22 protein-coding genes and 1 pseudogene are annotated in these 23,157 nt (G+C 62.4%); 12 read left to right on the forward strand and 11 right to left on the reverse strand.

Annotated features, from left to right (window positions below; genetic code table 11):
• Nucleotide 1: 1 nt before the first annotated feature.
• Together HU737_RS22175 and HU737_RS22180 are read right to left on the reverse strand one after the other, a co-directional pair.
• Nucleotides 2-1,141: an MFS transporter gene (locus tag HU737_RS22175; protein ID WP_186553012.1), complete on the reverse strand. Its 1,140-nt coding sequence runs from the start codon at nucleotides 1,139-1,141 to the stop codon at nucleotides 2-4.
• Between the two features lie 169 nt (nucleotides 1,142-1,310).
• Entirely contained in the window at nucleotides 1,311-2,804 is a 1,494-nt protein-coding gene (locus HU737_RS22180; protein WP_186553013.1) for an aldehyde dehydrogenase, read from the reverse strand.
• A 196-nt stretch (nucleotides 2,805-3,000) separates the two neighbouring features.
• Between HU737_RS22180 and HU737_RS22185 the strand changes: the two genes are divergently transcribed.
• Nucleotides 3,001-3,360 (forward strand): cupin domain-containing protein, encoded by a 360-nt coding sequence (locus tag HU737_RS22185; RefSeq protein WP_186553014.1) that lies wholly within the window; start codon nucleotides 3,001-3,003, stop codon nucleotides 3,358-3,360.
• A gap of 115 nt (nucleotides 3,361-3,475) precedes the next feature.
• On the opposite strand, the gene rpmG is transcribed toward HU737_RS22185, so the two are convergent.
• Complete coding sequence (rpmG, locus tag HU737_RS22190) at nucleotides 3,476-3,631, reverse strand: 50S ribosomal protein L33 (protein ID WP_021702025.1); 156 nt, start codon at nucleotides 3,629-3,631, stop codon at nucleotides 3,476-3,478.
• Between the two features lie 11 nt (nucleotides 3,632-3,642).
• Nucleotides 3,643-3,879, reverse strand: coding sequence for a 50S ribosomal protein L28 (rpmB, locus tag HU737_RS22195; protein WP_023629974.1), 237 nt, complete (start codon nucleotides 3,877-3,879; stop codon nucleotides 3,643-3,645).
• A 362-nt stretch (nucleotides 3,880-4,241) separates the two neighbouring features.
• On the opposite strand from rpmB, the gene HU737_RS22200 reads away from it, so the two are divergent.
• Nucleotides 4,242-5,834, forward strand: a complete 1,593-nt coding sequence (locus HU737_RS22200; RefSeq protein WP_186553015.1) for an ABC transporter substrate-binding protein — start codon at nucleotides 4,242-4,244, stop codon at nucleotides 5,832-5,834.
• 108 nt (nucleotides 5,835-5,942) lie between these two features.
• On the opposite strand, the gene radC is transcribed toward HU737_RS22200, so the two are convergent.
• The gene (gene radC / locus HU737_RS22205; RefSeq protein WP_186553016.1) at nucleotides 5,943-6,623 is read right to left on the reverse strand and encodes a RadC family protein; all 681 of its coding nucleotides are present in this window, start codon (nucleotides 6,621-6,623) and stop codon (nucleotides 5,943-5,945) included.
• A gap of 131 nt (nucleotides 6,624-6,754) precedes the next feature.
• Between radC and coaBC the strand changes: the two genes are divergently transcribed.
• From coaBC to argB, 4 genes and pseudogenes are all read left to right on the forward strand, one after another.
• Nucleotides 6,755-7,966, forward strand: coding sequence for a bifunctional phosphopantothenoylcysteine decarboxylase/phosphopantothenate--cysteine ligase CoaBC (gene coaBC / locus HU737_RS22210; protein ID WP_186553237.1), 1,212 nt, complete (start codon nucleotides 6,755-6,757; stop codon nucleotides 7,964-7,966).
• A 5-nt stretch (nucleotides 7,967-7,971) separates the two neighbouring features.
• Nucleotides 7,972-8,427, forward strand: coding sequence for a dUTP diphosphatase (gene dut / locus HU737_RS22215; protein WP_186553017.1), 456 nt, complete (start codon nucleotides 7,972-7,974; stop codon nucleotides 8,425-8,427).
• A gap of 128 nt (nucleotides 8,428-8,555) precedes the next feature.
• Nucleotides 8,556-9,935 (forward strand): annotated as a pseudogene (locus HU737_RS22220) (phosphomannomutase/phosphoglucomutase); the annotation flags it as partial.
• A gap of 30 nt (nucleotides 9,936-9,965) precedes the next feature.
• Nucleotides 9,966-10,874: an acetylglutamate kinase gene (gene argB, locus HU737_RS22225; protein ID WP_186553019.1), complete on the forward strand. Its 909-nt coding sequence runs from the start codon at nucleotides 9,966-9,968 to the stop codon at nucleotides 10,872-10,874.
• Between the two features lie 158 nt (nucleotides 10,875-11,032).
• Here argB and pyrE read toward each other — a convergent pair whose 3' ends face one another.
• On the reverse strand, nucleotides 11,033-11,674 hold the full coding sequence (gene pyrE / locus HU737_RS22230) for an orotate phosphoribosyltransferase (RefSeq protein WP_014861506.1): 642 nt from the start codon (nucleotides 11,672-11,674) through the stop codon (nucleotides 11,033-11,035).
• 80 nt (nucleotides 11,675-11,754) lie between these two features.
• Here pyrE and crc point away from each other — a divergent pair, with 80 nt between their 5' ends.
• Nucleotides 11,755-12,534 carry a catabolite repression control protein Crc gene (crc, locus tag HU737_RS22235; protein ID WP_186553020.1) on the forward strand — a complete coding sequence of 260 codons (780 nt, stop codon included), beginning with the start codon at nucleotides 11,755-11,757 and terminating at the stop codon, nucleotides 12,532-12,534.
• A gap of 115 nt (nucleotides 12,535-12,649) precedes the next feature.
• Here crc and HU737_RS22240 read toward each other — a convergent pair whose 3' ends face one another.
• Both HU737_RS22240 and rph read right to left on the reverse strand, forming a co-directional pair.
• Nucleotides 12,650-13,018 (reverse strand): DUF4870 domain-containing protein, encoded by a 369-nt coding sequence (locus HU737_RS22240; protein ID WP_186553021.1) that lies wholly within the window; start codon nucleotides 13,016-13,018, stop codon nucleotides 12,650-12,652.
• A 25-nt stretch (nucleotides 13,019-13,043) separates the two neighbouring features.
• Nucleotides 13,044-13,766, reverse strand: a complete 723-nt coding sequence (gene rph, locus HU737_RS22245; RefSeq protein WP_186553022.1) for a ribonuclease PH — start codon at nucleotides 13,764-13,766, stop codon at nucleotides 13,044-13,046.
• Between the two features lie 227 nt (nucleotides 13,767-13,993).
• Between rph and HU737_RS22250 the strand changes: the two genes are divergently transcribed.
• Together HU737_RS22250 and gmk are read left to right on the forward strand one after the other, a co-directional pair.
• On the forward strand, nucleotides 13,994-14,857 hold the full coding sequence (locus tag HU737_RS22250) for a YicC/YloC family endoribonuclease (RefSeq protein ID WP_186553023.1): 864 nt from the start codon (nucleotides 13,994-13,996) through the stop codon (nucleotides 14,855-14,857).
• A 13-nt stretch (nucleotides 14,858-14,870) separates the two neighbouring features.
• The gene (gene gmk, locus HU737_RS22255) at nucleotides 14,871-15,491 is read left to right on the forward strand and encodes a guanylate kinase (protein WP_186553024.1); all 621 of its coding nucleotides are present in this window, start codon (nucleotides 14,871-14,873) and stop codon (nucleotides 15,489-15,491) included.
• Nucleotides 15,492-15,574: 83 nt separating this feature from the next.
• On the opposite strand, the gene HU737_RS22260 is transcribed toward gmk, so the two are convergent.
• The 3 genes from HU737_RS22260 to HU737_RS22270 all read right to left on the reverse strand — a co-directional run bounded on the left by HU737_RS22260 (nucleotide 15,575) and on the right by HU737_RS22270 (nucleotide 19,357).
• A complete protein-coding gene (locus HU737_RS22260; RefSeq protein ID WP_186553025.1) occupies nucleotides 15,575-17,122 on the reverse strand; it encodes an APC family permease in 1,548 nt (515 codons plus the stop codon).
• Between the two features lie 113 nt (nucleotides 17,123-17,235).
• A complete protein-coding gene (locus HU737_RS22265; protein ID WP_186553026.1) occupies nucleotides 17,236-18,009 on the reverse strand; it encodes a gamma-glutamyl-gamma-aminobutyrate hydrolase family protein in 774 nt (257 codons plus the stop codon).
• 4 nt (nucleotides 18,010-18,013) lie between these two features.
• On the reverse strand, nucleotides 18,014-19,357 hold the full coding sequence (locus HU737_RS22270) for a glutamine synthetase family protein (protein ID WP_372353292.1): 1,344 nt from the start codon (nucleotides 19,355-19,357) through the stop codon (nucleotides 18,014-18,016).
• A 248-nt stretch (nucleotides 19,358-19,605) separates the two neighbouring features.
• Between HU737_RS22270 and HU737_RS22275 the strand changes: the two genes are divergently transcribed.
• The 3 genes from HU737_RS22275 (at nucleotide 19,606) to spoT (ending at nucleotide 23,135) form a co-directional block, all read left to right on the forward strand.
• Nucleotides 19,606-20,481, forward strand: a complete 876-nt coding sequence (locus tag HU737_RS22275; RefSeq protein ID WP_186553028.1) for a LysR family transcriptional regulator — start codon at nucleotides 19,606-19,608, stop codon at nucleotides 20,479-20,481.
• A 222-nt stretch (nucleotides 20,482-20,703) separates the two neighbouring features.
• Nucleotides 20,704-20,967, forward strand: coding sequence for a DNA-directed RNA polymerase subunit omega (gene rpoZ / locus HU737_RS22280; RefSeq protein ID WP_012312123.1), 264 nt, complete (start codon nucleotides 20,704-20,706; stop codon nucleotides 20,965-20,967).
• Between the two features lie 59 nt (nucleotides 20,968-21,026).
• On the forward strand, nucleotides 21,027-23,135 hold the full coding sequence (gene spoT / locus HU737_RS22285) for a bifunctional GTP diphosphokinase/guanosine-3',5'-bis pyrophosphate 3'-pyrophosphohydrolase (protein ID WP_186553029.1): 2,109 nt from the start codon (nucleotides 21,027-21,029) through the stop codon (nucleotides 23,133-23,135).
• Nucleotides 23,136-23,157: the final 22 nt, after the last annotated feature.

The following is a 23,157-nucleotide window of genomic DNA, read 5'->3' on the forward strand; positions in this document are numbered from 1 at the left end:
CTCAGACCGACGCCGGCTCAAAGGCGCCCCGCCGCCGCGTCAATAGCACCAACCCAGCAGCCCCGACCGCCATCAACAGCGGCAACGCATGGCCACTGATCCACTGGCTCCCCGCCCCCGCCAACAGCGGCCCGAGCAAGCAACCGATGCCCCATAGCTGCGCCACATGCGCATTGGCCCGCACCAGCGCATCATCTCGATAACGCTCGCCGATCAAAATCAGCGATAGCGTAAACAAGCCCCCGGCACTGGCGCCGAACAGCACCCACACCGGCCAGATCAGCGCAGTATCCAGCAGCAGCGGAATCGCCAGGCTGGAGACCAGCAAGGTCAGCGCACAACCACTGAACAGCGTCTGTCGCGACATCTTGTCGGCCAAGGCGCCGATCGGCAGCTGCAACACCGCATCCCCCACCACCACGGTGCTGACCATGAACAGCGCCACTTCCGCCGTGAACCCCTGTTGCAGGCAGTACACCGGCAGCAAGGTCAGGATCATCGCCTCGAAGGCGGCGAACAGAGCAATGGCCCAGGCGATCACCGGCAGGCGTCGGCAGAAGGCGAACAGGTCCCTGAAGGTGACGCTGTAGGCTTCGGTGGTCGGCGCGCCGCCACGCCCCAATAGCACCAGCGGCGCCACGATCAACAGGGCGGTCGCCGCCCAGAAACCGAAGTCATCATCCGAACCCAGAAAGCCCAGTACCAGCGGCCCGGCCAGCTGGCTCAAGGCGTAGCTGCTGCCATACAGCGCTACCAGCCGGCCACGCCACTGCTCGACGACCAACTGATTGATCCAGCTTTCACCGAGGATGAACACCACGGTCAGCGACATGCCGATCAGCAAGCGCAGGGCCAGCCACAGTGGATAGCTTGGCAACAGCGCTAGCAGCCCGATCGACAGCGCCCCGCCCCACAGGCACAGGCGCATGGCCGCAGGCACCCCGACCCAACCGGCCAGGCGGCTGGCCAGGCTGGCACCGAGCAGCACACCAATAGCGGGCATCGCCGCCATCACGCCGATGGCAAACCCGCCGTAGCCCCAGCCTTCCAGGCGCAGGGACACCAGCGGCATGCTCACGCCGAGCGCAAGCCCGACGCTGAGCACCGACGCCAGTACGGCAAAGTAGGTTCCCCAACGCATGACAGCCTCCTAGGCAAAATTTGTGAATCGCAGAGACGACACAGCCGGGACGGCATAGCGCCGGCCCGGCTGGTTCAGGATCGATCGCGGGGCAAACCCGCTACCACGTCAACCCGGGCATTACGCTGGCTGCGTGGGAGCGGGCTGGCCCCGCGATGTCTACCTGGGATTACAGCTTGATCCAGGTCGCCTTCAGCTCGGTGTACTTCTCCAGCGCATGCAGCGACTTGTCACGGCCGTTGCCCGACTGCTTGAAGCCGCCGAACGGTGCGGTCATGTCGCCGCCGTCGTACTGGTTGACCCAGACGCTACCGGCGCGCACGGCACGGGCAGTTTTGTGCGCCTTGGAGATGTCGGCAGTCCAGATACCTGCGGCCAGGCCGTACGGCGTGTCGTTGGCGATGGCCACGGCTTCTTCGGCGGTGTCGAAGGTAATCACCGACAGCACTGGGCCAAAGATCTCTTCCTGGGCGATCTTCATGGCATTGGTCACGCCGTCGAAGATGGTCGGCTCGACGTAGGTGCCGCCAGTCTCTTCGAGGATGCGCTTGCCACCGGCCAGCAGCTTGGCGCCGTCCTGATGACCTGCGTCGATGTACGACAGCACGGTGTTCATCTGCTGGGTATCGACCAGCGCACCCACGGTGGTCGCCGGATCCAGTGGGTTGCCTGGCTTCCAGGCTTTCAGCGCCTCGACTACCAGCGGCAGGAACTTGTCTTTGATCGAGCGCTCGACCAGCAGGCGCGAACCTGCGGTGCAGACTTCGCCCTGGTTGAAGGCGATGGCGCTGGCAGCGGCTTCGGCAGCGGCCTGCAGGTCAGGCGCGTCGGCGAAGACGATGTTCGGGCTCTTGCCGCCAGCTTCCAGCCAGATGCGCTTCATGTTCGATTCGCCAGCGTAGATCATCAGTTGCTTGGCGATCTTGGTCGAACCGGTGAATACCAGGGTGTCGACATCCATATGCTGGGCCAGGGCCTTGCCGACGGTGTGGCCGTAGCCTGGCAGCACGTTGAGCACGCCAGCCGGGATGCCGGCTTCGATCGCCAGTTGGGCGATACGGATGGCGGTCAGTGGCGATTTTTCGGACGGCTTGAGCACCACCGAGTTACCGGTGGCCAAGGCTGGGCCGAGTTTCCAGCAGGCCATCAGCAGCGGGAAGTTCCACGGCACGATGGCGCCAACCACACCCACGGGCTCGCGGGTCACCAGGCCGAGCTGGTCGTGCGGAGTCGGCGCGACCTCGTCGTAGACCTTGTCGATGGCTTCGGCATTCCAGTGCAGGGCTTGCGCCGCGCCTGGTACGTCGATGCTTGAGGAGTCGCCAATCGGCTTGCCCATGTCCAGGGTTTCCAGCAGCGCCAGCTCTTCTACGTTCTTACGCAGCAGCTCGGCGAAGCGGATCAGTTTGGCTTTACGCTTGGCCGGAGCCAGGCGCGACCAAACGCCGGAATCAAAGGTGGCGCGGGCGTTTTCCACAGCGCGGTTGGCGTCGGCCAGGTCGCAGCTGGCGACCTTGGCTAGGAAGCGTCCGTCCACCGGGCTCAGGCAGTCGAAGGTTTCAGCGGATGCGGCGTCGGTGTACTCACCGTTGATGAAGGCGCGGCCTTCGATCTTCAATTGCTGGGCACGCTGTTCCCAGTCCGCACGAGTCAGGGTGGTCATACGAAACTCCTCCTCTTGTTAAGGTGCAACGCCGCACTGGAGACTCACGGGCGCTGTCAGAAATTCTGGCCGGGCGACAAGCGCACACTGGCACCCGTCACCCTAAACCAGCCAGTGTAAACTATCAATATATTTGACACGGAAGGCTCAAAAGCCTACTGATGTGCATTTTATTAAACAACAAGAGGGGAGAACCATGACTATCACCGGCATTATCGACTTCGCCCAAGTGCTGACCGAGGCAGAACGCTATCGCCCGGCGGCGGAGAAAATCCTCAAGGGTGAGCCAGACCAGGCTGTCTACAACCACTACTCCAGCCCCTGCGGCCAGTTCGCCGCGGGCGTGTGGGAAGGCGAGGTCGGTCAGTGGACCGTCAACTACACCGAACATGAGTACTGCGAGATCGTGCAGGGCGTTTCGGTGCTGCGTGATGAGGCCGGGGGCGCCAAGACCCTGCGTGCCGGTGATCGGTTCGTTATCCCGGCTGGCTTCAAAGGCACCTGGGAAGTGCTGGAGCCGTGCCGCAAGATCTACGTGATGTTCGAGCAGAAATAACAGCCGAGCTCGCTATCACGATCGGCGTGGGAGCGGGCTTGCCCCGCGATGAATTTCCCAGGCATAAAAAAACCCGCTTCCGTGAGGAGGCGGGTTTTTTCAGGTTGCCGATCAATTACTTGATCTTGGCTTCCTTGTAGGTCACGTGCTTACGGACGACCGGATCGTATTTCTTGATCTCGATCTTGTCCGGGGTGGTGCGCTTGTTCTTGTCGGTGGTGTAGAAGTGGCCAGTGCCAGCACTCGATACCAGACGGATCAATTCACGCATGATGCTCTCCCTTAAACCTTGGCGCCGGCACGGCGGATGTCAACCAGAACGGCATCGATGCCGCGCTTGTCGATGATACGCATGCCCTTGGCGGAAACGCGCAGACGCACGAAACGCTTCTCGGATTCAACCCAGAAACGGTGGTGCTGCAGGTTTGGCAGGAAACGACGACGGGTTTTGTTGTTTGCGTGGGAAATGTTATTCCCAGTTACCGGACCCTTACCGGTAACTTGACAGACTCTCGACATGCCTCAGCCCTCTAAAACCACATGCCCAACCCGGCATGGGTTGGCCGCTTAATCTCTCAGTCTATGGCGCCAGGCGCCGTGTTTCCGGGGGTCTTATCGACCGTATCCGCTTTCGCGACAGAGCGAGCCCCTAGAAAAGAGCGCTGCTTTATACCAGAAAGACTCGGCTGCAACAACAGAAGATGCGTTTCTGCAGTCGGCCAAGTGAGTGCGGCCAGCATAGCGACAAGGCCGGCGGGCTGTCGACCGCTCGTCGCAGGGTTTGTAAAAAAGGGTGTGGCCATTTACCAACGCTCGCACTAGGGTAGAACGTTTCCAGACTGCACTGGCAGATGGGCCACTGATCTCGCCAAGGAGCTTCGATGCGTGCCGCCGCGCTTTCCCTGCTGTTCTCTTCCAGCCTTTTGTTCGTCGGCCTCGCCCAGGCGGCGCCACTCGCTGTCTGCACCGAGGCCAGCCCGGAAGGCTTCGACGTGGTGCAGTACAACTCGCTGACCACCACCAACGCCTCGGCCGACGTGCTGATGAACCGCCTGGTGGAGTTCGACCCCGGCCAAGGCAAGGTCGTGCCTAGCCTGGCCGAAAGCTGGACGGTCTCGGCCGACGGCCTGATCTACGACTTCAAGCTGCGTAGCGCGGTGAAGTTCCACACCACGCCCTACTTCAAGCCCACCCGCGAGCTGGATGCCGACGACGTGCTGTTCAGCTTCCAGCGCATGCTCTACCCGGCCCATGCCTGGCACAAGACTGCGTCCGGCGGCTATCCGCACGCCCAGTCGCTGCAGCTGGGCAGCCTGATCAAGTCGATCGATGCCCCAGAGCCGCACACCGTGCGCTTCACCCTGACCCACGCCGACGCCACCTTCCTGGCCACCCTGAGCATGGGCTTCGCCTCGATCTATTCCGCCGAATACGCCGACAAGCTGCTCAAGGCCGGCACCCCGGAGAAGCTCAACAGCCAGCCGATCGGCACCGGCCCGTTCGTCTTCCAGCGCTTCCAGAAGGACGCCGTGGTGCGCTATCGCGCCAATGCCGACTACTTTGCTGGCAAGCCTGCGGTCGATCCACTGATCTATGCGATCACCCCGGACGCCAACGTGCGCCTGCAAAAGCTCAAGCGGGGCGAGTGCCAGATGGCCCTGTCGCCCAAGCCACTGGACATTGCCGAGGCCGGCAAGGATGGCAACCTCGAGGTCGCCACCACGCCTGCCTTCATGACGGCTTTCGTCGCCATCAACAGCCAGCACCCACCGCTGGACAAGCCTGAAGTGCGCCAGGCGATCAACCTCGCCTTCGACAAAACCAGCTACCTCAAGGCCGTGTTCGAAGACACCGCTATTGCGGCCAATGGCCCCTACCCGCCCAATACCTGGAGCTACGCCAAGGACCTGCCGGGTTATCCGATAGACCTGAAAAAAGCCAAGGCCCTGCTGACCAAGGCTGGCCTGGCAGATGGCTTCAGCACCACGATCTGGACCCGCCCTTCCGGCAGCCTGCTCAACCCTAACCCAAGCCTGGGCGCGCAGATGCTGCAGGCCGACCTGGCCAAGGTGGGCATCAAGGCCGAGATCAAGGTGATCGAATGGGGCGAACTGATCCGCCGCGCCAAGGCCGGCGAGCATGACCTGCTGTTCATGGGCTGGGCCGGTGACAACGGTGACCCGGACAACTTCCTCAGCCCACAGTTTTCCTGCGCGGCGGTCAAGTCCGGGACCAACTTTGCGCGGTTCTGCGACAGCCGCCTGGATCAGCTGATCAGTGCCGGCCGCACTACCAATGACCAAAGCGTGCGCAGCCGGCTGTACCAGCAGGCACAGGCGCTGATCCAGCAGCAGGCGCTGTGGTTGCCACTGGCCCACCCCACTGCCGCCACATTGCTGCGCCAGGGGGTCGAGGGGTATCAGGTGAATCCGTTTGGGCGGCTGGATTTCAGCAAGGTTTCGGTGACTCGCTGAGGCTCGGGGTCATAGCCATATCGACCAGCGTGGGAGCGGGCTTGCCCCGCGATAGCGTCTCAAGCTCTGACGCTATCGCGGGGCAAGCCCGCTCCTACGAGAGCTGAATCAGCCCGCTATCCACCCTTGCTCGACCATCGACAACGGCTCGCCATCGCCGACGATGACATGATCGAGCACCCGCACATCGATCATCGCCAACCCGCGCTTGAGCGACAGGGTCATGTGCACGTCATCCTGGCTCGGCTCGCAGTTGCCCGAAGGGTGGTTGTGACACAGGATCAACGCCGCTGCGTTGTGCAGCAGCGAGCGCCGCACCACCTCGCGGGGATAGATGCTGGCGCGGTCGATGGTGCCGCGAAACAGGATCTCAAAGGCCAATGGCCGGTGTTTGGAGTCGAGAAACAGGCAGCCGAACACCTCGCTGGGCTCATGGCGCAACATCGATTTCAGATAACGGCGCACGGCTCGAGGGCTTTCCAATGCAGGCGCTCGCTCAATGGTCTCATCCAGATAGCGACGACCGATTTCGAGTAAAGCTTGCAATTGTGCGTACTTCACAGGGCCTACCCCAGGCTCGCTGAGAACCGCGCTGCGCTCAGCCTCAAGAAACTGCCTTAGCCCGCCAAACCGGCGCAACAGCCCCCTCGCCAAGTCAACCACATTGCGCCCCGCGACCCCCGAACCCAGCAGCACGGCAAGCAGCTCGGCATCCGACAGCACGGCCGCGCCGCGCTGTAACAGTTTTTCTCTCGGCCGCTCGTCGGCTGGCCATTCCCTGATGTTCATCCCTGCTCCTTGCCTCATACTGCGGCGCGTTCAAGCCCTGTGTTAATCTATTTCGCCTCGTTAAATGCGACGTTCTGCCGCAGGCAGTTTTCATGCGTCGCCGCCCGCTCTCACTGGAAAAAGGCAAGCCTATGCAGCGGCTGTATCGCAAGCGCATCGTTCTCGGCGTGGGTGGCGGCATCGCCGCCTACAAGAGCGCCGAGCTGATTCGCCGACTCCTGGAACACGGCGCGCAGGTGCGCGTCGTCATGACCCGCGGGGGCGCCGAGTTCATCACTCCACTGACCCTGCAGGCCCTGTCCGGCCATCCGGTGCACATGGATTTGCTCGACCCCGCCGCCGAAGCGGCGATGGGGCATATCGAACTGGCCAAATGGGCCGACCTGGTGCTGATCGCCCCAGCCACTGCCGACCTGATGGCGCGCATGGCCCAAGGCATGGCCGATGACCTGCTGACCACCCTGGTGCTGGCCACCGACGCCACCGTGGCCGTAGCCCCGGCGATGAACCAGGCAATGTGGCGCGACCCGGCCACCCAGGCCAACCTTGAACTGCTGCAGAGCCGCGGCATCCAGGTGTTCGGCCCGGCCTCTGGCAGCCAGGCCTGTGGCGACGTGGGCCTGGGGCGCATGCTCGAAGCTAGCGACCTGGCCTGGTGCGCGGCAGAAAGCTTCAAGCGCCAGGCGCTGACCGGCAAACACGTGCTGATCACTGCCGGCCCGACCCAGGAAAACATCGATCCGGTGCGCTATATCACCAATCATAGCTCCGGCAAGATGGGCTTTGCCCTGGCCGAAGCGGCCGCAGAAGCGGGGGCTAGGGTGACCCTCGTCACGGGGCCTGTGCACCTGCAGACCCCGGATCGGGTCAACCGGATCGACGTGGTCAGCGCACGGGACATGCTCGCGGCCTGCGAAGCAGCGATGCCATGCGACCTGTTCATCGCCTCGGCGGCGGTCGCGGACTACCGTCCGGAAGTGGTCGCCGCGCAAAAACTCAAGAAGGATCCTACGACCGGCGACGGCATGCTGCTGCAGATGGTGCGTAATCCGGATATCCTTGCGACCATTGCTGGCCGGGCCGACCGTCCGTTCAGCGTCGGCTTTGCCGCCGAGACCGAACACTTGCTCGATTACGCCACGCGCAAGCTCAAGGACAAGAACCTCGACCTGATCGTCGCCAATGATGTGGCCAACCCCAGCATCGGCTTCAACAGCGAGGAGAACGCCTTGACCGTGATCGATCGCCAGCAGCACCAGACCCTCTTCGCGCAGACCAGCAAGGGCAAGATCGCCCGCCAGCTGGTTGCCTTCATCGCCGAACGACTCAATCAGGTTCAATAAGTTACATGCACGCTCTTCAAGCCAAGATCCTCGACCCGCGCATTGGCGCCGAATTCCCCCTGCCGCAGTACGCCACCCCTGGCTCTGCTGGCCTGGACCTGCGCGCCATGCTCCAGCAAGACACCGTGCTTGAGCCCGGCCAGACCCTGCTGATCCCAACCGGCCTGTCGATCTACATCGGCGACCCGGGCCTGGCGGCGATGATCCTGCCGCGCTCGGGCCTGGGCCATAAGCACGGCATCGTGCTGGGCAATCTGGTCGGCTTGATCGACTCGGATTACCAGGGCGAGCTGATGGTGTCGTGCTGGAACCGCGGCAACACGCCGTTCACCATCGCCATTGGCGAGCGCATCGCGCAGCTGGTGCTGGTGCCTGTGGTGCAAGCGCATTTCGACATCGTCGAGGCCTTCGACGAGAGCCAGCGCGGCGCCGGTGGCTTTGGCCACTCCGGCAGCCACTGAGCCGATAGCACCGCGTTGACGCCAAGGATGGCGAACTCTCTGGCGAAAGAGCCGTCCAAGCGTTCAGTTTGCGTCTACCCACAAGCCTTTGAAGATTGGAGCTCCCAGAGATGAATGACATGGCCCAGCGGGTACCCGCACTGCCCGAAAGCATCTTCCGCGCCTACGACATTCGTGGCGTGGTCGGCAAAACCCTGCATGCCGAAACCGCCTACTGGATCGGCCGCGCCATCGGTGCGCAGACCCTGGCCCAGGGCGAACCGAACATCTCGGTTGGCCGCGACGGTCGACTGTCCGGGCCGATGCTGGTCGAGCAACTGATCCAGGGCCTGGTCGACGCCGGTTGCCAGGTCAGCGACGTCGGCCTGGTGCCGACTCCGGCGCTGTACTACGCCGCCAACGTGCTGGCGGGCAAGTCCGGTGTCATGCTCACCGGCAGCCACAACCCCTCCGACTACAACGGCTTCAAGATCGTCATTGCCGGCGACACCTTGGCCAATGAGCAGATCCAGGCCCTGCTGACTCGTCTGAAGACCAACGACTTGAGCCGTGGCGAAGGCCGTGTGGAAAAGGTCGAGATCCTCGGCCGCTACTTCGACCAGGTCACCGCCGACATCCAGCTTAAGAAAAAGCTCAAGGTAGTGGTCGACTGCGGTAACGGCGCAGCTGGGGTGATCGCCCCGCAGCTGATCGAAGCCCTGGGCTGCGAGGTGATCCCGCTGTTCTGCGAGGTCGACGGCAACTTCCCCAACCACCACCCGGACCCGGGCAAGCCGGAAAACCTCGAAGACCTGATCGCCAAGGTCAAGGAAGTCGGCGCCGATATCGGCCTGGCCTTCGACGGTGACGGCGACCGCGTGGGTGTGGTGACCAACACGGGCAACATCGTCTACCCCGACCGCCTGCTGATGCTGTTTGCCCAAGACGTCCTGGAGCGCAACCCAGGCGCCGAGATCATCTTCGACGTCAAATGCACCCGCCGCCTGACCCCGCTGATCGAACAGCACGGCGGTCGCGCGCTAATGTGGAAGACCGGTCACTCGTTGATCAAGAAGAAGATGAAACTCACCGGTTCCTTGCTCGCAGGCGAGATGAGCGGGCACATCTTCATCAAGGAGCGCTGGTACGGGTTTGACGATGGTATCTACAGTGCCGCGCGCTTGCTGGAGATCCTCAGCAAGGCCGGGCAAGACGCCGAAAGCCTGTTCGCGGCGTTCCCGAACGACATTTCCACGCCGGAAATCAATATTGATGTGACCGACGAGGGTAAATTCAGCATCATTGATGCACTGCAACGCGACGCTGACTGGGGCGACGCCAACCTGACCACCATCGATGGTGTGCGGGTCGACTACGCCCACGGCTGGGGCCTGGTACGCGCTTCCAACACAACGCCTGTGCTGGTGCTGCGCTTCGAGGCCGACAGCGACGCCGAATTGCAACGTATCAAGGATGTTTTCCGCGCCCAGTTGCTGCGGGTTGCCCCTGAGCTGCAACTGCCGTTCTGACCGACTATCTGTTCCTTACAGGAGCCCTGCATGACCCTCGATCGCGATGCCGCTTCCCATGTAGCCGAGGTTTTGTCCGAAGCGCTGCCCTACATTCGCCGCTTCGTCGGCAAGACCTTGGTGATCAAGTACGGCGGCAACGCGATGGAGAGCGAAGAGCTCAAAACCGGTTTTGCCCGCGACATCGTGTTGATGAAAGCAGTTGGCATCAACCCGGTGGTGGTGCACGGCGGCGGCCCGCAGATCGGTGATCTGCTCAAGCGCCTGTCGATCGAGAGCCACTTCATCGACGGCATGCGCGTCACCGACTCGGCGACCATGGACGTGGTCGAGATGGTCCTCGGTGGCCAGGTCAACAAGGACATCGTCAACCTGATCAACCGCCACGGCGGCAGCGCCATCGGCCTGACCGGCAAGGACGCGGAGCTGATCCGCGCCAAGAAGCTCACCGTGTCGCGCCAGACGCCCGAGATGACCACTCCGGAAATCATCGACATCGGCCACGTCGGCGAAGTCGTTGGGGTCAACACCGATCTGTTGAACATGCTGGTCAAGGGCGACTTCATTCCGGTGATCGCGCCAATCGGCGTGGGTGCCAACGGTGAGTCGTACAACATCAACGCCGACCTGGTGGCCGGTAAGGTGGCGGAGGCGCTGAAGGCTGAGAAGCTGATGCTGCTGACCAACATCGCAGGCCTGATGGACAAGAAAGGCGAGGTACTGACCGGCCTGAATACCGAGCAGGTCAACGAGCTGATCGCCGACGGCACCATCTACGGCGGCATGCTGCCGAAGATCAAATGCGCCCTGGATGCGGTGCAAGGTGGCGTACAGAGCTCGCACATCATCGACGGTCGCGTGCCGAACGCGGTACTGCTGGAGATCTTCACCGATAGCGGCGTGGGCACCCTGATCACCAATCGCAAGCGTCACTACTGATAGCCCAGGGCCGCTTTGCGGCCCATCGCGGGGCAAGCCCGCTCCCACGCAGGCGCAGCAGCACTAGGGTTGGCGTGGGAGCGGGCATGCCCCGCGATGAGGCCGGCACAGGCAAAAAAAAGGCGACCTGCTGAGGTCGCCTTTTCATTTCAGGACGGTCAGATCCCGTACTGCGCCCGATACGCTTCAACAGCAGGCAGATGCTGCTTGAGCTGCGGATCATCGGCCAGGAACTCCAGCACCTGGGTCAGCGAAACGATGCTGACCACCGGAATACCGAAGTCACGCTCCACTTCCTGGATCGCCGACAGCTCGCCATTGCCGCGCTCTTCGCGGTTGAGCGCGATCAGCACGCCAGCGGCCTTGGCCTGCTGGGCGTTGATGATCTGCATGACCTCGCGGATAGCGGTACCGGCAGTGATCACGTCATCGATGATCAACACTTCACCGGCCAAAGGCGCGCCTACCAGGCTGCCACCTTCGCCGTGATCCTTGGCTTCTTTACGGTTGAAGCACCACGGCACGTCGAGCTGATGCTGGTCAGCCAGGGCCACGGCGGTGGTGGCCGCCAGTGGAATGCCCTTGTAGGCTGGGCCAAACAGCACGTCGAACGGGATCTTGCTGTCGACGATGGCCGCCGCGTAGCAACGCCCCAGCTCAGCCAGGGCGGAACCTGTGTTGAACAGGCCGGCGTTGAAGAAGTACGGGCTGGTACGCCCCGATTTCAGGGTGAATTCACCGAAGCGCAAAACGCCCCGATCGATGGCAAAACGAATGAAGTCGCGCTGATACGGCTGCATGAAGAGTCCCAGACACCACGGATTTAGCTAAATGAGTTGAGCTCGGGTATCATACACGCACGAGATTTTTGGGGCCATTTATGCGGATCATCAGTGTGAACGTAAATGGCATTCAGGCTGCCGCCGAGCGTGGATTGCTCAGCTGGCTACAAGCCCAGAATGCCGACGTCATCTGCCTTCAGGATACCCGCGCCTCGGCCTTTGAACTCGACGACCCAGCTTTCCAGCTCGATGGCTATTTCCTTTATGCCTGCGATGCGGAGGTGCCTGCCCAAGGTGGCGTGGCGCTCTATTCGCGGATGCAGCCCAAGGCAGTCATCACCGGCCTGGGCTTCGAGACAGCCGACCGCTACGGACGTTACCTGCAAGCAGACTTCGACAAAGTCAGTATTGCCAGCCTGTTGCTGCCTTCGGGCATGAACGGCGACGAAGACTTGAACCAGAAATTCAAGTTGATGGACGATTTCGGCAAGTACCTGGACAAGCAGCGCCGCAAGCGCCGCGAGTACATCTACTGCGGGTCGTTCTACGTTGCGCAGCAGAAGCTCGACATCAAGAACTGGCGCGACAGCCAGCAATCGCCAGGCTTCCTGCCGCCCGAGCGCGCGTGGATGGACTCGATTGTCGGCGACATGGGCTATGTCGATGCCCTGCGCGAAGTCAGCCGTGAAGGCGACCAGTACAGCTGGTGGCCGGATAACGAGCAGGCCGAAATGCTCAACCTGGGTTACCGGTTCGACTACCAGATCCTCACCCCAGGCCTGCGCCGCTTCGTGCGCAACGCCCGCCTGCCGCGCCAGCCGCGGTTCTCCCAGCATGCGCCGCTGATCGTCGATTACGACTGGACGCTGACCATCTGATACACGTTGGGGCCGCTTCGCGCCCCATCGCAGGCAAGCCAGCGCCTACATGAATCGTGTTGATCTGTAGGAACTGGCTTGCCTGTGATGGGGCGCGAAGCGGCCCCAACTCGTTCTACTTGATCGGCCGCCAGATGAAGGGATAGCGATACGCCTGCCCTTCATTAGCCTTGACCCCCGCCAGAATGATCAGGATCAGCACCGCCACCGCCAGAATGGCGAACAGCACCAGACCAATCAGCACGAACGTCAGCAGGAAGCAGATAAACCCGGCAATGGTCACGCTGATCTGAAAATTCAGCGCTTCCTTGCCCTGGGCATCGATGAACGGATCAAGCTCGCGCTTCCAGATCCACATCACCAACGGCCCCAGCAAATGGCCAAGGGGCACTGCCAGGCCGAGCAGTGCCGAGAGGTGACAGAACATCGCCCATTGGCGGATCTCGGAATTGGGCAGATTGACCGGTACATTCGGATCACTCATGTTCCGCACCTCCTTGGCATTGCGCTCAGTCGGCCAGTGCGGCGTTCTGCAGTTCGTAGATTTCGTTCATGCCCTTCTGCGCCAGCGCCAGCATGGCGTTGAAGTCTTCAGGCTGGAACGGTGCGCCTTCAGCGGTGCCCTGCACTTCAATGAAACCACCGGCGCTGGTCATGACCACGTTCAGGTCGGTCTCGGCAGCGGAGTCTTCCAGGTAGTCCAGGTCGAGCACTGCTTCGCCTTGGTACATGCCGACCGATACGGCAGCGATCATGTGCTTGAGCGGGTCACCGCCCTTGAGGCCGCCGCGCTTCTTGATCACGCGCAGGGCATCGACCAGGGCGACCATGGCACCGGTGATCGAAGCTGTGCGGGTGCCGCCATCGGCCTGGATCACGTCGCAGTCGACGTACAGGGTGACCTCACCGAGCTTTTTCATGTCCAGCGCAGCGCGCAGGGCACGACCGATCAGGCGCTGGATTTCCAGGGTGCGACCACCCTGCTTGCCACGGCTGGCTTCACGCTGGTTACGCTCACCGGTCGAACGCGGCAGCATGCCGTATTCGGCGGTCAGCCAACCTTGGCCCTGGCCTTTGAGGAAGCGGGGAACACCATTCTCGACGCTGACCGTGCAGATGACTTTGGTGTCACCGAACTCGACCAGTACCGACCCCTCGGCGTGCTTGGTGTAGTTGCGGGTAATGCGGATCGAGCGGAGCTGATCGGCGGCGCGACCACTTGGACGTTTCATCTGGGATACCTGTACTGGGACTTGAATCTGCCGAGCATTATAGAGCCCGTAGCCCGGCAGGGACATGCCTATTGTCGCGCCCCGGGCAGCCTGTCGCCTTTTCCCACTTGCCGCGTAGGCTGTCGATAGGATGGGTGGATTGGGCGCCCGGGCCGCACTGCGCTACAATCCTGCGCCTTGCAGCCGAAAGGCTTCCCTGTTTCCCATCTTTTGCGAGGTACTCCCCCATGGTGCACAGCATGACCGCTTTTGCTCGCGTCGAGCGCGCCGGCAGCCAAGGCACTCTGGCGTGGGAGCTGCGCTCGGTCAATCATCGTTACCTGGAACCGCACCTGCGCCTGCCAGAAGCCCTGCGCGACCTCGAAGGCGCGGTGCGCGAAGGCTTGCGCCAAGGTTTGTCGCGCGGCAAGGTGGAATGCACCCTGCGCCTGAGTGAAGAGAGCACCGGCAAACCCTTGCAGGTCGATCGCGAGCGCGCCGCGCAGCTGGTTGCCGCTGCCGAAACCATCGCCAGCCTGATCAAGCAGCCGGCAGCGCTCAACCCGCTGGAAGTACTGGCCTGGCCTGGCGTGCTGGTGGGTGATGCCAGCGATCCGCAGGCGCTCAACGCCGAAGCCATCGCCCTGTTCGACGAAGCCCTCAAGGAGCTCAAGGCCGGTCGCCAACGCGAAGGCCAGGAACTGGCCCGACTGATCAACGAACGTCTGGACGGCATGGCGACCGAGGTCACCACCTTGCGCGCCCAGGTGCCACAGATGCTCGCTGCACAGCGGCAGAAAATCCTCGACCGCTTCCACGACATGCAGGCCGAGCTCGACCCACAGCGCCTGGAGCAGGAGATGGTGCTGCTGGCGCAGAAGAGCGATGTTGCCGAAGAGCTGGATCGGCTCAATACCCACATCACCGAAGTGCGCCGGGTGCTGAAGTCCGGCGGCGCTGCGGGCCGGCGCCTGGACTTCCTGATGCAGGAACTCAATCGCGAAGCCAACACCCTCGGCTCCAAGGCCTTCGACCCGCGCAGTACGCAGGCGGCGGTCAACCTGAAGGTGTTGATCGAACAGATGCGTGAACAAGTACAGAACATCGAGTAAGGCCACCCCTACCATGAATCACAGCAGCGGCACCCTTTATATCGTCTCGGCGCCCTCCGGCGCTGGCAAGACCAGCCTGGTTACAGCATTGACCCAGGTCGACAAGAACATCCGCGTCTCGGTTTCGCACACTACCCGTGCCAAGCGTGAGGGCGAGGAGCACGGGGTGAACTACCACTTCGTGGCGCATGAAGAGTTCCAGGCGCTGATCGCCAAGGGTGACTTCCTTGAGCATGCCGAGGTGTTCGGCAACTTCTACGGAACGTCGCGCAGCGCATTGCAGCAGACCCTGGATCAAGGCATCGACCTGATCCTGGAGATCGATTGGCAAGGTGCGCAGCAGGTTCGCGAGCTGATGCCGCAGGCACTGTCGATCTTCATTCTGCCGCCAAGCCAGGAGGCGCTGCGTGAGCGCCTGACCGGGCGCGGGCAGGATAGCGAGGAGATCATCGAGGGGCGCATGAAGGAAGCGGTCAGCGAGATGGAGCACTACGGCGAATACGAGTACGTCATCATCAATGACGATTTCGCGACTGCGCTTGAAGACATCAAAGCAGTATTCCGCTCGAACCGTCTGCTGCTGGATAAACAGAAACAGCGCCATGGGGCGCTGCTCAAGCAATTGGTTGGCTAAAAAACATCGCGGGGCAAGCCCGCTCCCACGCCAGCCCCGACCTTTCGCGGGCTACGTGAGAGCGGGCTTGCCCCGCGATAGCTTTATTCCTGAATCTGCAGGGTAGCCTGCTGCTGCAAGGTAGCCCCAAGGAAGAACGCCGGCAGCCGTAGCCGCGACAGCATCATCAGGCAAATCCCCAGCAGCGAGATGATCGCCGCGATCACGAACACCAGCCCCAAGCCCCCTACATGCGAGCCGCTGCCAAAGTCTGGCGAAGCGCTGTCGATTGCCGTGCGCACGAAGATCACCGACAAAATCACACCACCGAGCAACGGGCACACGCCGCGCATGAAGAAGTGGCGCAGGCTGTCGAACAGGCTGTGGCGGAAGTACCAGACGCAGGCAAACGCCGTCAGCGAATAGTAGAAGCAGATCATCATGCCCAAGGCAGTGATGGTGTCGGCCAGTACGTTTTCGCTCAGGGTCCGCATGGTCACGTAGAACAGCGCCGCAGCGATACCAGCGCAGATCGTGGCGTACTGGGGCGTCTGCGACCGTGGGCAAACCTTGGCGAAACGCTGTGGCACAGCGCCGTAGTAACCCATCGCCAACAAGGTCCGCGCAGGCGAAACGAAGGTCGACTGCAAGGAGGCGGCGGTACTGGCCAATACCGCAATCGACATCAGGATCGCCAGCGGCCCCATCACTGGACCGGCCAGGTGGGCGAACACGTTTTCTTGAATGCGCGGGTTACCCAGGCCCAAGCCGACGTCACTGATACCGGCAAACTGCAAGGTGGCAATCGCAGTGAACAGGTACAAGGCGAGGATCAGCAGCACGGTCCAGGTTGCCGCTTTGCCCGGCACCTCATCGCTACCGACCGACTCTTCGCTGACCGTCAGGCACACGTCCCAACCCCAGAAAATGAAGATCGACAGCGACAGGCCTGCGGCAAATGCCGAGAACGATTCGACGCCAAACGGGTTGAACCAGGCGAAATCGAACTCAAGCGGCGGCGGCGCGGCGGTTTCACCGAACGCGGCAAAGCCAAAGCCGATCAACACCAGCAGTTGCAGGGCCACCAGGCCGTACTGCACGGTCATGGTCGTGCCCATGCCCCGGCAGCAGATCCACACTGCCAGGGCGATGAACACGCAACAGGTGCTGATATTGACCAATAAATTATCAGCCAACGCCGCCAACGACTGGTCGCCGGTAATCTGGCCAAGGAACAAATAGAAGAAGTCGACGGCAACCCCGGCCAGGTTGGACAGTACGATGGTGGTAGCCACCACCAAGCCCCAGCCGCCGATCCAGCCGATCATCGGGCCAAAGGCACGTGCCGACCAGGTAAAGGATGTGCCGCTGTCCGGCTCTGCCGCGTTCAGCTCGCGGTAGCCGAGGGCAACCAGCAGCATCGGCAGGAAGCCAACGATGAATACGGCGGGAAGGTGGGCACCCACCTCGCGTACGGTAGGGCCGAGGGCTCCGGTGAGGGTGTAGACCGGGGCAATGGTGGAGATGCCCAGCACCACGCTGGCCAACAGGCCCAAACGGCCCTTGGCCAAGCCTTTGCTGACGCGCGTGCCGCTGTTGCCTGCATCGGTCGCCACATCGGGTGGGCGGCCGGATTCAGTGTAATTGCTCATGAGTATTCGCCGTCGATATTGGTATTGTTTTCACAGACCGTCCGAAGAGGGTCCGCTTTCACTCATTGAAAGCTGCTGCGTGGGGGCGAGTCATCCGAGACCTTCGGGTGACGTCAGAATGCCTTCTGGCGCGAACCCTCCCGTACAGCGTGGGCGATGCAGGCCTCGCGAAACGCCTGGAATAGACGCAGCGAGACCGGGTTTTCGGCGAAACGCCATTCCGGGTGCCATTGCACGCCGAGCACAAAGCCCGGCGCGTCCAGCATGGACACCGCTTCGATCAGGCCATCCGGTGCCTTAGCCTCGACGCGCAGGCCTGGAGCCAAGCGGTCGATCCCCTGGCTGTGCAGCGAGTTGACCTCAAACTGCTCAGCCAGACCAAAGCGCTCGAACATCCCGCCCGCTTCGATGCGGACAGCATGACGAGGGCCGTATTGCACCGCCAAGGGTGCGTCCTCAGGTTCGCGGTGGTCCAGGTAGCCCGGCAGCTCCTGCACCCGCTGGTGCAAGCTGCCGCCAAGGGCGACGTTCAATTCCTGGAAACCACGGCAGATGCACAGCACCGGCACGCCAGCGGCAATCGCCGCCTGCAGCAACGGCAAGGTCAGTCGGTCACGCGCCTGGTCATGCCGGGTGCCCTCGGCGCTGGGGGCGCCATTGTAATGATGCGGCTCGACATTTGAAGGCGAACCGGTAAAAACAATGCCGTCGAGAATGGCCAGCAACGCCTGTGGGTCGCTGGCGACATCGCGGGCCGGGAGAATCAGCGGGGTCCCGGCAAAGCCGGCCGCCTCCACATACTTGTCGCCTACCGTGTGCGACGAGTTCTTCCCCACCTGCTGGCGGCAGGCGCTGACACCGATCAGAGGGACCGCATTTGCGCTCATGGGCTTACACCGTGTGCAGGTACCAGTTGTACTCGAGGTCGGAGATCGACACTTCGAACTCGGCCAGCTCGCTTTCCTTGCAGGCGACGAAGATATCGATGTAGTCCGGGCTGATGTATTGGTTGAGGATCTCGCTGTCATCCAGCGCACGCAGGGCGTCACGCAGGTTGTTCGGCAGGCTCTGCTCCAACTGCTCGTACGAGTTGCCTTCGATTGGCTCCCCCGGTTCGAGCTTGTTGACCAGGCCGTGATGGATGCCGGCAAGGATGGCCGCCATCATCAGGTAGGGGTTGGCATCGGCACCCGCCACGCGGTGTTCGATGCGCACGGCGTCGCTGCTGCCGGTCGGCACGCGCACGGCCACGGTACGGTTGTCCAGGCCCCAGCTCGGCGCGTTGGGGACGTAGAACTGGGCGCCGAAGCGGCGGTAGGAGTTAATGTTCGGGCAGAGGAAGGCCATCGACGCTGGCATGGTTTCCAGCACCCCGGCGACCGCATGGCGCAGTTGCTCGCTTTCGAGCGGGTCGTCACTGGTGAAGATGTTCTTGCCGGTCTTCTTGTCGAGCAGCGAGATGTGTACGTGCAGGCCGTTGCCCGCCTGGCCCGGGTAGGGCTTGGCCATGAAGGTGGTGTCCATCTCATGGTCGTAGGCAACGTTCTTGATCAGGCGCTTGAGCAGGATCGCGTAGTCGCAGGCCTTCATCGCATCGGCGACGTGGTGCAGGTTGACCTCGAACTGTGCCGGGGCGCTTTCCTTGACGATGGCATCCGCTGGAATGCCCTGCTCCTTGGCGGCTTCAAGCATGTCTTGCAGGCAGTCGGCGTATTCGTCGAGGTCGTCGATCAGGTACACCTGGGTCGACTGCGGGCGCTTGCCGGAGATGGGCGAGCGCGGCGGCTGCGGGCGACCGTTGAGGTTGTCTTGATCGATCAGGTAGAACTCCAGCTCGAACGCCGCGCAGATGTCCAGGCCCAGGTCATCGAACTTGCTCACCACCTGACGCAGTACTTCACGCGGATCAGCGAAGAACGGCTCGCCCTCGAGCTCGTGCATGGTCATCAGCAACTGCGCGGTAGGGCGCTTTTGCCAGGGTTCGTCGCACAGGGTGCCAGGGATCGGGTAGCAGATCCGGTCAGCATCGCCGATGTCCAGGCCAAGGCCGGTGCTCTCCACGGTCGAGCCGTTGATGTCCAGGGCGAACAACGAGGCCGGCAGATTGATGCCTTTCTCGTAGACCTTGTGCAGGCTGGCGCGCTCGATGCGCTTGCCACGCACCACGCCATTCATGTCGGAGATCAGCAGATCAACGTATTGGGTGTCTGGATGAGCCTGGAGGAAGTCTTTCATCTCGCTGGAAGAACTGGCGCACGGGGTGACCGACGTCATGGCTGTACATCCTTTGATGTGGAGCGGCGATGTGGGGAGATACGGCTGGCGCCTCACGGGCGACGATGGTTGCTGCTGTTGTTCTTTTCACTGTCCCATCGTGGGGATTTATCGACCCGACCGAGTGCATTGATTCGGGCGGGCCGTTTCACTATAAAATGGCCCCAACGCAACAGACATTGGCAATTCGGCAAGCAGAGCGTGCACCAATGCAATATCAAATCTCCCACGCCGACCTTTCCCTGGTCCTGGCCCTGGAGCGGGGGCGGTCGCTGGCCAAGGCCGCCGAGCTACTCAAGGTCGACGTTTCGACGGTGTTCCGCTCGATTCGCCGACTGGAATCGGCGCTAGGCACCGCGCTGTTCGTCAAAAGCCGCAAGGGCTACCTGCCCACCGACACTGCCCAAGCCCTGGCCGAGCAGGCCGAGCGCGCCGAACTTGCGCTGGAGGCAGCGCGGATTGCCCTGACCAGCGGTGAACAAGTGGTCAGCGGCACGGTGCGCCTGACCTGCACCGAGGCGGTGCTGCACAGCCTGTTGCTGCCGGCGCTGGCGACCTTCATGCCCAACTACCCGGCGCTGTCGCTGGAGTTGGGCACCTCGAATACCTTCGCCAACCTCAGCCGACGCGACGCCGACATCGCCCTGCGCCTGACCAATACGCCGCCCGAGCATCTGGTTGGCCGCTGCCTGGGTTCGACCTCGTACGTCATCTGCGGGCACCCCAGCCTGCGCGAGCGCCTGGCCGAGTCGGCCAACAGCGTGCCGTGGATCGCCCCGGACGACTCGATGCAAGACCACCCCACCGTGGTCTGGCGCAACCAGCAGTACCCCGACTTGATCCCGCGCTACCAGTGCAGCGGCATGTCGACCATTGCCCAGCTGGTCAGCACCGGCCTGGGCGTGGCGGCGCTGCCGGACTACATGGTGCATGGCATGGCCGACGTCGAGGCGCTGAGTGCGCCACTGCCGGGTTGCGACACCCAGCTGTGGCTGCTGACCCGCCCTGATTGCCGTGCCCTGCGTTCGGTGCAGACACTGTTCGAGGAGCTGACGCCGCATCTGCGCGGTGCGTTGTTGCGTTAGGGTGCTATCGCCTGTTGTGTTCTGGCCCGTGAAGCCGTTATCGTCAGAGGCATACAAGGCGTCTGCACCGGCCCTTTCGCGGGCAAGCCCGCTCCCACAGGGTTTTGCAGTACCGAGGAAGGACAAAACAGCCCTTCCCTATTGGCTGGTGATTTTTTAAACTACACAGTCCGCCTGCCCATTCTGGGCTGTACGCCTACCGCATTGCTACTGAGGAAGACCATGGCCCGCGTAACTGTTGAAGACTGCCTGGAACACGTGGATAACCGCTTTGAGCTGGTCATGCTCTCCACCAAGCGCGCCCGTCAGCTGGCCACCGGTGGTAAAGAGCCACGCGTTGCATGGGAAAACGACAAGCCGACCGTAGTCGCCCTGCGCGAAATCGCCGAAGGCATCGTCACCAATGAATTCATCGCAGCCGAAGAGATCGTCACCGAGGATCCGGTGTTCGCCGCGTTCGAGGACGAGTCCAACGAGGCTGTCTGATTGATGCCCGGTCGACGTCGTGCGGCAACAGGACCTCTTCCTCGGCAGGAGGTAAACCCATGCCGAGCATAGACACCCTCGCCGAACGGCTGTCGACCTACCTCGGTCCGGAGCAGGTCAACCTGGTCCGCCGAGCCTACTTCTACGCCGAACAGGCGCACGATGGGCAGCGCCGCCGCAGTGGCGAACCCTACGTGACTCATCCGCTGGCAGTCGCCGGCATCCTCGCCGACATGCACATGGATCATCAAAGCCTGATGGCGGCCATGCTGCACGACGTGATCGAAGACACCGGCATCGCCAAGGAAGCCCTCAGCCAGCAGTTTGGCGAGACGGTTGCCGAACTGGTCGATGGGGTCAGCAAACTGACCCAGATGAACTTCGAGACCAAGGCCGAGGCGCAGGCGGAAAACTTCCAGAAGATGGCCATGGCCATGGCCCGCGATATCCGCGTGATCCTGGTCAAGCTGGCCGACCGCCTGCACAACATGCGCACCCTGGAAGTGCTGTCGGGCGAAAAACGCCGACGCATCGCCAAGGAAACCCTCGAGATCTACGCCCCGATCGCCAACCGCTTGGGCATGCACACCGTGCGCGTAGAGTTCGAGGACCTGGGCTTCAAGGCCATGCACCCGATGCGCTCGTCGCGCATCCACCAGGCGGTCAAGCGCGCCCGCGGCAACCGCAAAGAGATCGTCGCCAAGATCGAACAATCGCTGGCCAACTGCCTGGCCACCGATGGTATCGAAGGCGAAGTCAGCGGCCGCCAGAAGCACCTCTATGGCATCTACAAGAAGATGCGCGGCAAGCGCCGCGCCTTCAACGAGATCATGGATGTGTACGCGTTTCGCATCATCGTCGACAAGGTCGATACCTGCTACCGCGTGCTCGGCGCCGTGCACAACCTTTACAAGCCGCTGCCTGGACGTTTCAAGGATTACATCGCGATCCCCAAGGCCAACGGCTACCAGTCGTTGCACACCACGCTGTTCGGCATGCATGGCGTGCCCATCGAGATCCAGATTCGCACCCGCGAAATGGAAGAGATGGCCAACAACGGCATCGCCGCGCACTGGCTGTACAAGTCCAACGACGATGAGCAGCCAAAAGGCAGCCATGCCCGCGCCCGTCAGTGGGTCAAGGGCATCCTCGAGTTGCAGCAGCGCGCTGGCAACTCGCTGGAGTTCATCGAGAGCGTGAAGATCGACCTGTTCCCGGACGAGGTCTACGTATTCACGCCCAAAGGGCGGATCATGGAGCTGCCCAAAGGCTCCACTGCCGTCGACTTCGCCTACGCGGTGCATACCGATGTCGGCAACAGCTGCATCGCCTGTCGTATCAACCGCCGCCTGGCGCCGCTGTCCGAGCCGCTGCAAAGCGGCTCGACCGTGGAAATCGTCAGCGCCCCGGGCGCTCGACCCAATCCTGCCTGGCTCAACTTCGTAGTGACCGGCAAGGCGCGCACGCACATCCGCCACGCGCTCAAGCAGCAACGCCGCTCCGAGTCGATCAGCCTTGGCGAGCGCCTGCTGAACAAGGTGCTGACCGGTTTCGACAGCAGCCTGGACAAGATCCCTCACGAACGCATCCAGCCGATCCTTACGGAGTACCGCCTGGAAGTCGTCGAAGACCTGCTCGAAGACATCGGCCTGGGCAACCGCATGGCCTATGTGGTCGCTCGTCGCCTACTGTCTGCCGAAGGCGAGCAGCTGCCAGCGCCGGAAGGCCCGCTGGCGATCCGCGGCACCGAGGGCCTGGTGCTCAGCTACGCCAAGTGCTGCACGCCGATCCCGGGCGACCCGATCGTCGGCCACCTGTCGGCGGGCAAGGGTATGGTCGTGCACCTGGAAGACTGCCGCAACATCAGTGAAATCCGCCATAACCCGGAGAAGTGCCTGCAACTCTCCTGGGCCAAGGACGTCACTGGCGAGTTCAACGTCGAGCTGCGTGTCGAGCTTGAGCATCAGCGCGGCCTGATCGCCCTGCTGGCCAGCAGCGTCAACGCTGCCGACGGCAACATCGAGAAGATCAGCATGGACGAACGCGACGGCCGTATCAGCGTGGTCCAGCTGGTGGTCAGCGTGCACGACCGTGTGCACCTGGCTCGTGTGATCAAGAAGTTGCGCACCCTGTCCGGCGTGGTCCGCATCACCCGCATGCGTGCGTAGTCCGCCAACCGCAAGGAGTCAT

The organism is Pseudomonas urmiensis (genome assembly GCF_014268815.2).
Classification (GTDB): Bacteria; Pseudomonadota; Gammaproteobacteria; order Pseudomonadales; family Pseudomonadaceae; genus Aquipseudomonas; species Aquipseudomonas urmiensis.

Bases quoted from the DNA above. Each gene is read 5' to 3' on its own strand.
- HU737_RS22275 (WP_186553028.1), top strand. From the start codon at position 19,606: ATGCAATATCAAATCTCCCACGCCGACCTTTCCCTGGTCCTGGCCCTG.
- coaBC (WP_186553237.1), top strand. From the start codon at position 6,755: ATGCAGCGGCTGTATCGCAAGCGCATCGTTCTCGGCGTGGGTGGCGGC.
- crc (WP_186553020.1), top strand. From the start codon at position 11,755: ATGCGGATCATCAGTGTGAACGTAAATGGCATTCAGGCTGCCGCCGAG.
- spoT (WP_186553029.1), top strand. From the start codon at position 21,027: ATGCCGAGCATAGACACCCTCGCCGAACGGCTGTCGACCTACCTCGGT.
- rpmB (WP_023629974.1), bottom strand. From the start codon at position 3,879: ATGTCGAGAGTCTGTCAAGTTACCGGTAAGGGTCCGGTAACTGGGAAT.
- rpmG (WP_021702025.1), bottom strand. From the start codon at position 3,631: ATGCGTGAATTGATCCGTCTGGTATCGAGTGCTGGCACTGGCCACTTC.
- HU737_RS22265 (WP_186553026.1), bottom strand. From the start codon at position 18,009: ATGAGCGCAAATGCGGTCCCTCTGATCGGTGTCAGCGCCTGCCGCCAG.
- HU737_RS22175 (WP_186553012.1), bottom strand. From the start codon at position 1,141: ATGCGTTGGGGAACCTACTTTGCCGTACTGGCGTCGGTGCTCAGCGTC.
- HU737_RS22260 (WP_186553025.1), bottom strand. From the start codon at position 17,122: ATGAGCAATTACACTGAATCCGGCCGCCCACCCGATGTGGCGACCGAT.
- argB (WP_186553019.1), top strand. From the start codon at position 9,966: ATGACCCTCGATCGCGATGCCGCTTCCCATGTAGCCGAGGTTTTGTCC.
- HU737_RS22185 (WP_186553014.1), top strand. From the start codon at position 3,001: ATGACTATCACCGGCATTATCGACTTCGCCCAAGTGCTGACCGAGGCA.
- pyrE (WP_014861506.1), bottom strand. From the start codon at position 11,674: ATGCAGCCGTATCAGCGCGACTTCATTCGTTTTGCCATCGATCGGGGC.
- dut (WP_186553017.1), top strand. From the start codon at position 7,972: ATGCACGCTCTTCAAGCCAAGATCCTCGACCCGCGCATTGGCGCCGAA.
- radC (WP_186553016.1), bottom strand. From the start codon at position 6,623: ATGAACATCAGGGAATGGCCAGCCGACGAGCGGCCGAGAGAAAAACTG.
- HU737_RS22240 (WP_186553021.1), bottom strand. From the start codon at position 13,018: ATGAGTGATCCGAATGTACCGGTCAATCTGCCCAATTCCGAGATCCGC.
- HU737_RS22180 (WP_186553013.1), bottom strand. From the start codon at position 2,804: ATGACCACCCTGACTCGTGCGGACTGGGAACAGCGTGCCCAGCAATTG.
- HU737_RS22250 (WP_186553023.1), top strand. From the start codon at position 13,994: ATGGTGCACAGCATGACCGCTTTTGCTCGCGTCGAGCGCGCCGGCAGC.
- rpoZ (WP_012312123.1), top strand. From the start codon at position 20,704: ATGGCCCGCGTAACTGTTGAAGACTGCCTGGAACACGTGGATAACCGC.
- gmk (WP_186553024.1), top strand. From the start codon at position 14,871: ATGAATCACAGCAGCGGCACCCTTTATATCGTCTCGGCGCCCTCCGGC.
- HU737_RS22270 (WP_372353292.1), bottom strand. From the start codon at position 19,357: ATGAAAGACTTCCTCCAGGCTCATCCAGACACCCAATACGTTGATCTG.
- HU737_RS22200 (WP_186553015.1), top strand. From the start codon at position 4,242: ATGCGTGCCGCCGCGCTTTCCCTGCTGTTCTCTTCCAGCCTTTTGTTC.
- rph (WP_186553022.1), bottom strand. From the start codon at position 13,766: ATGAAACGTCCAAGTGGTCGCGCCGCCGATCAGCTCCGCTCGATCCGC.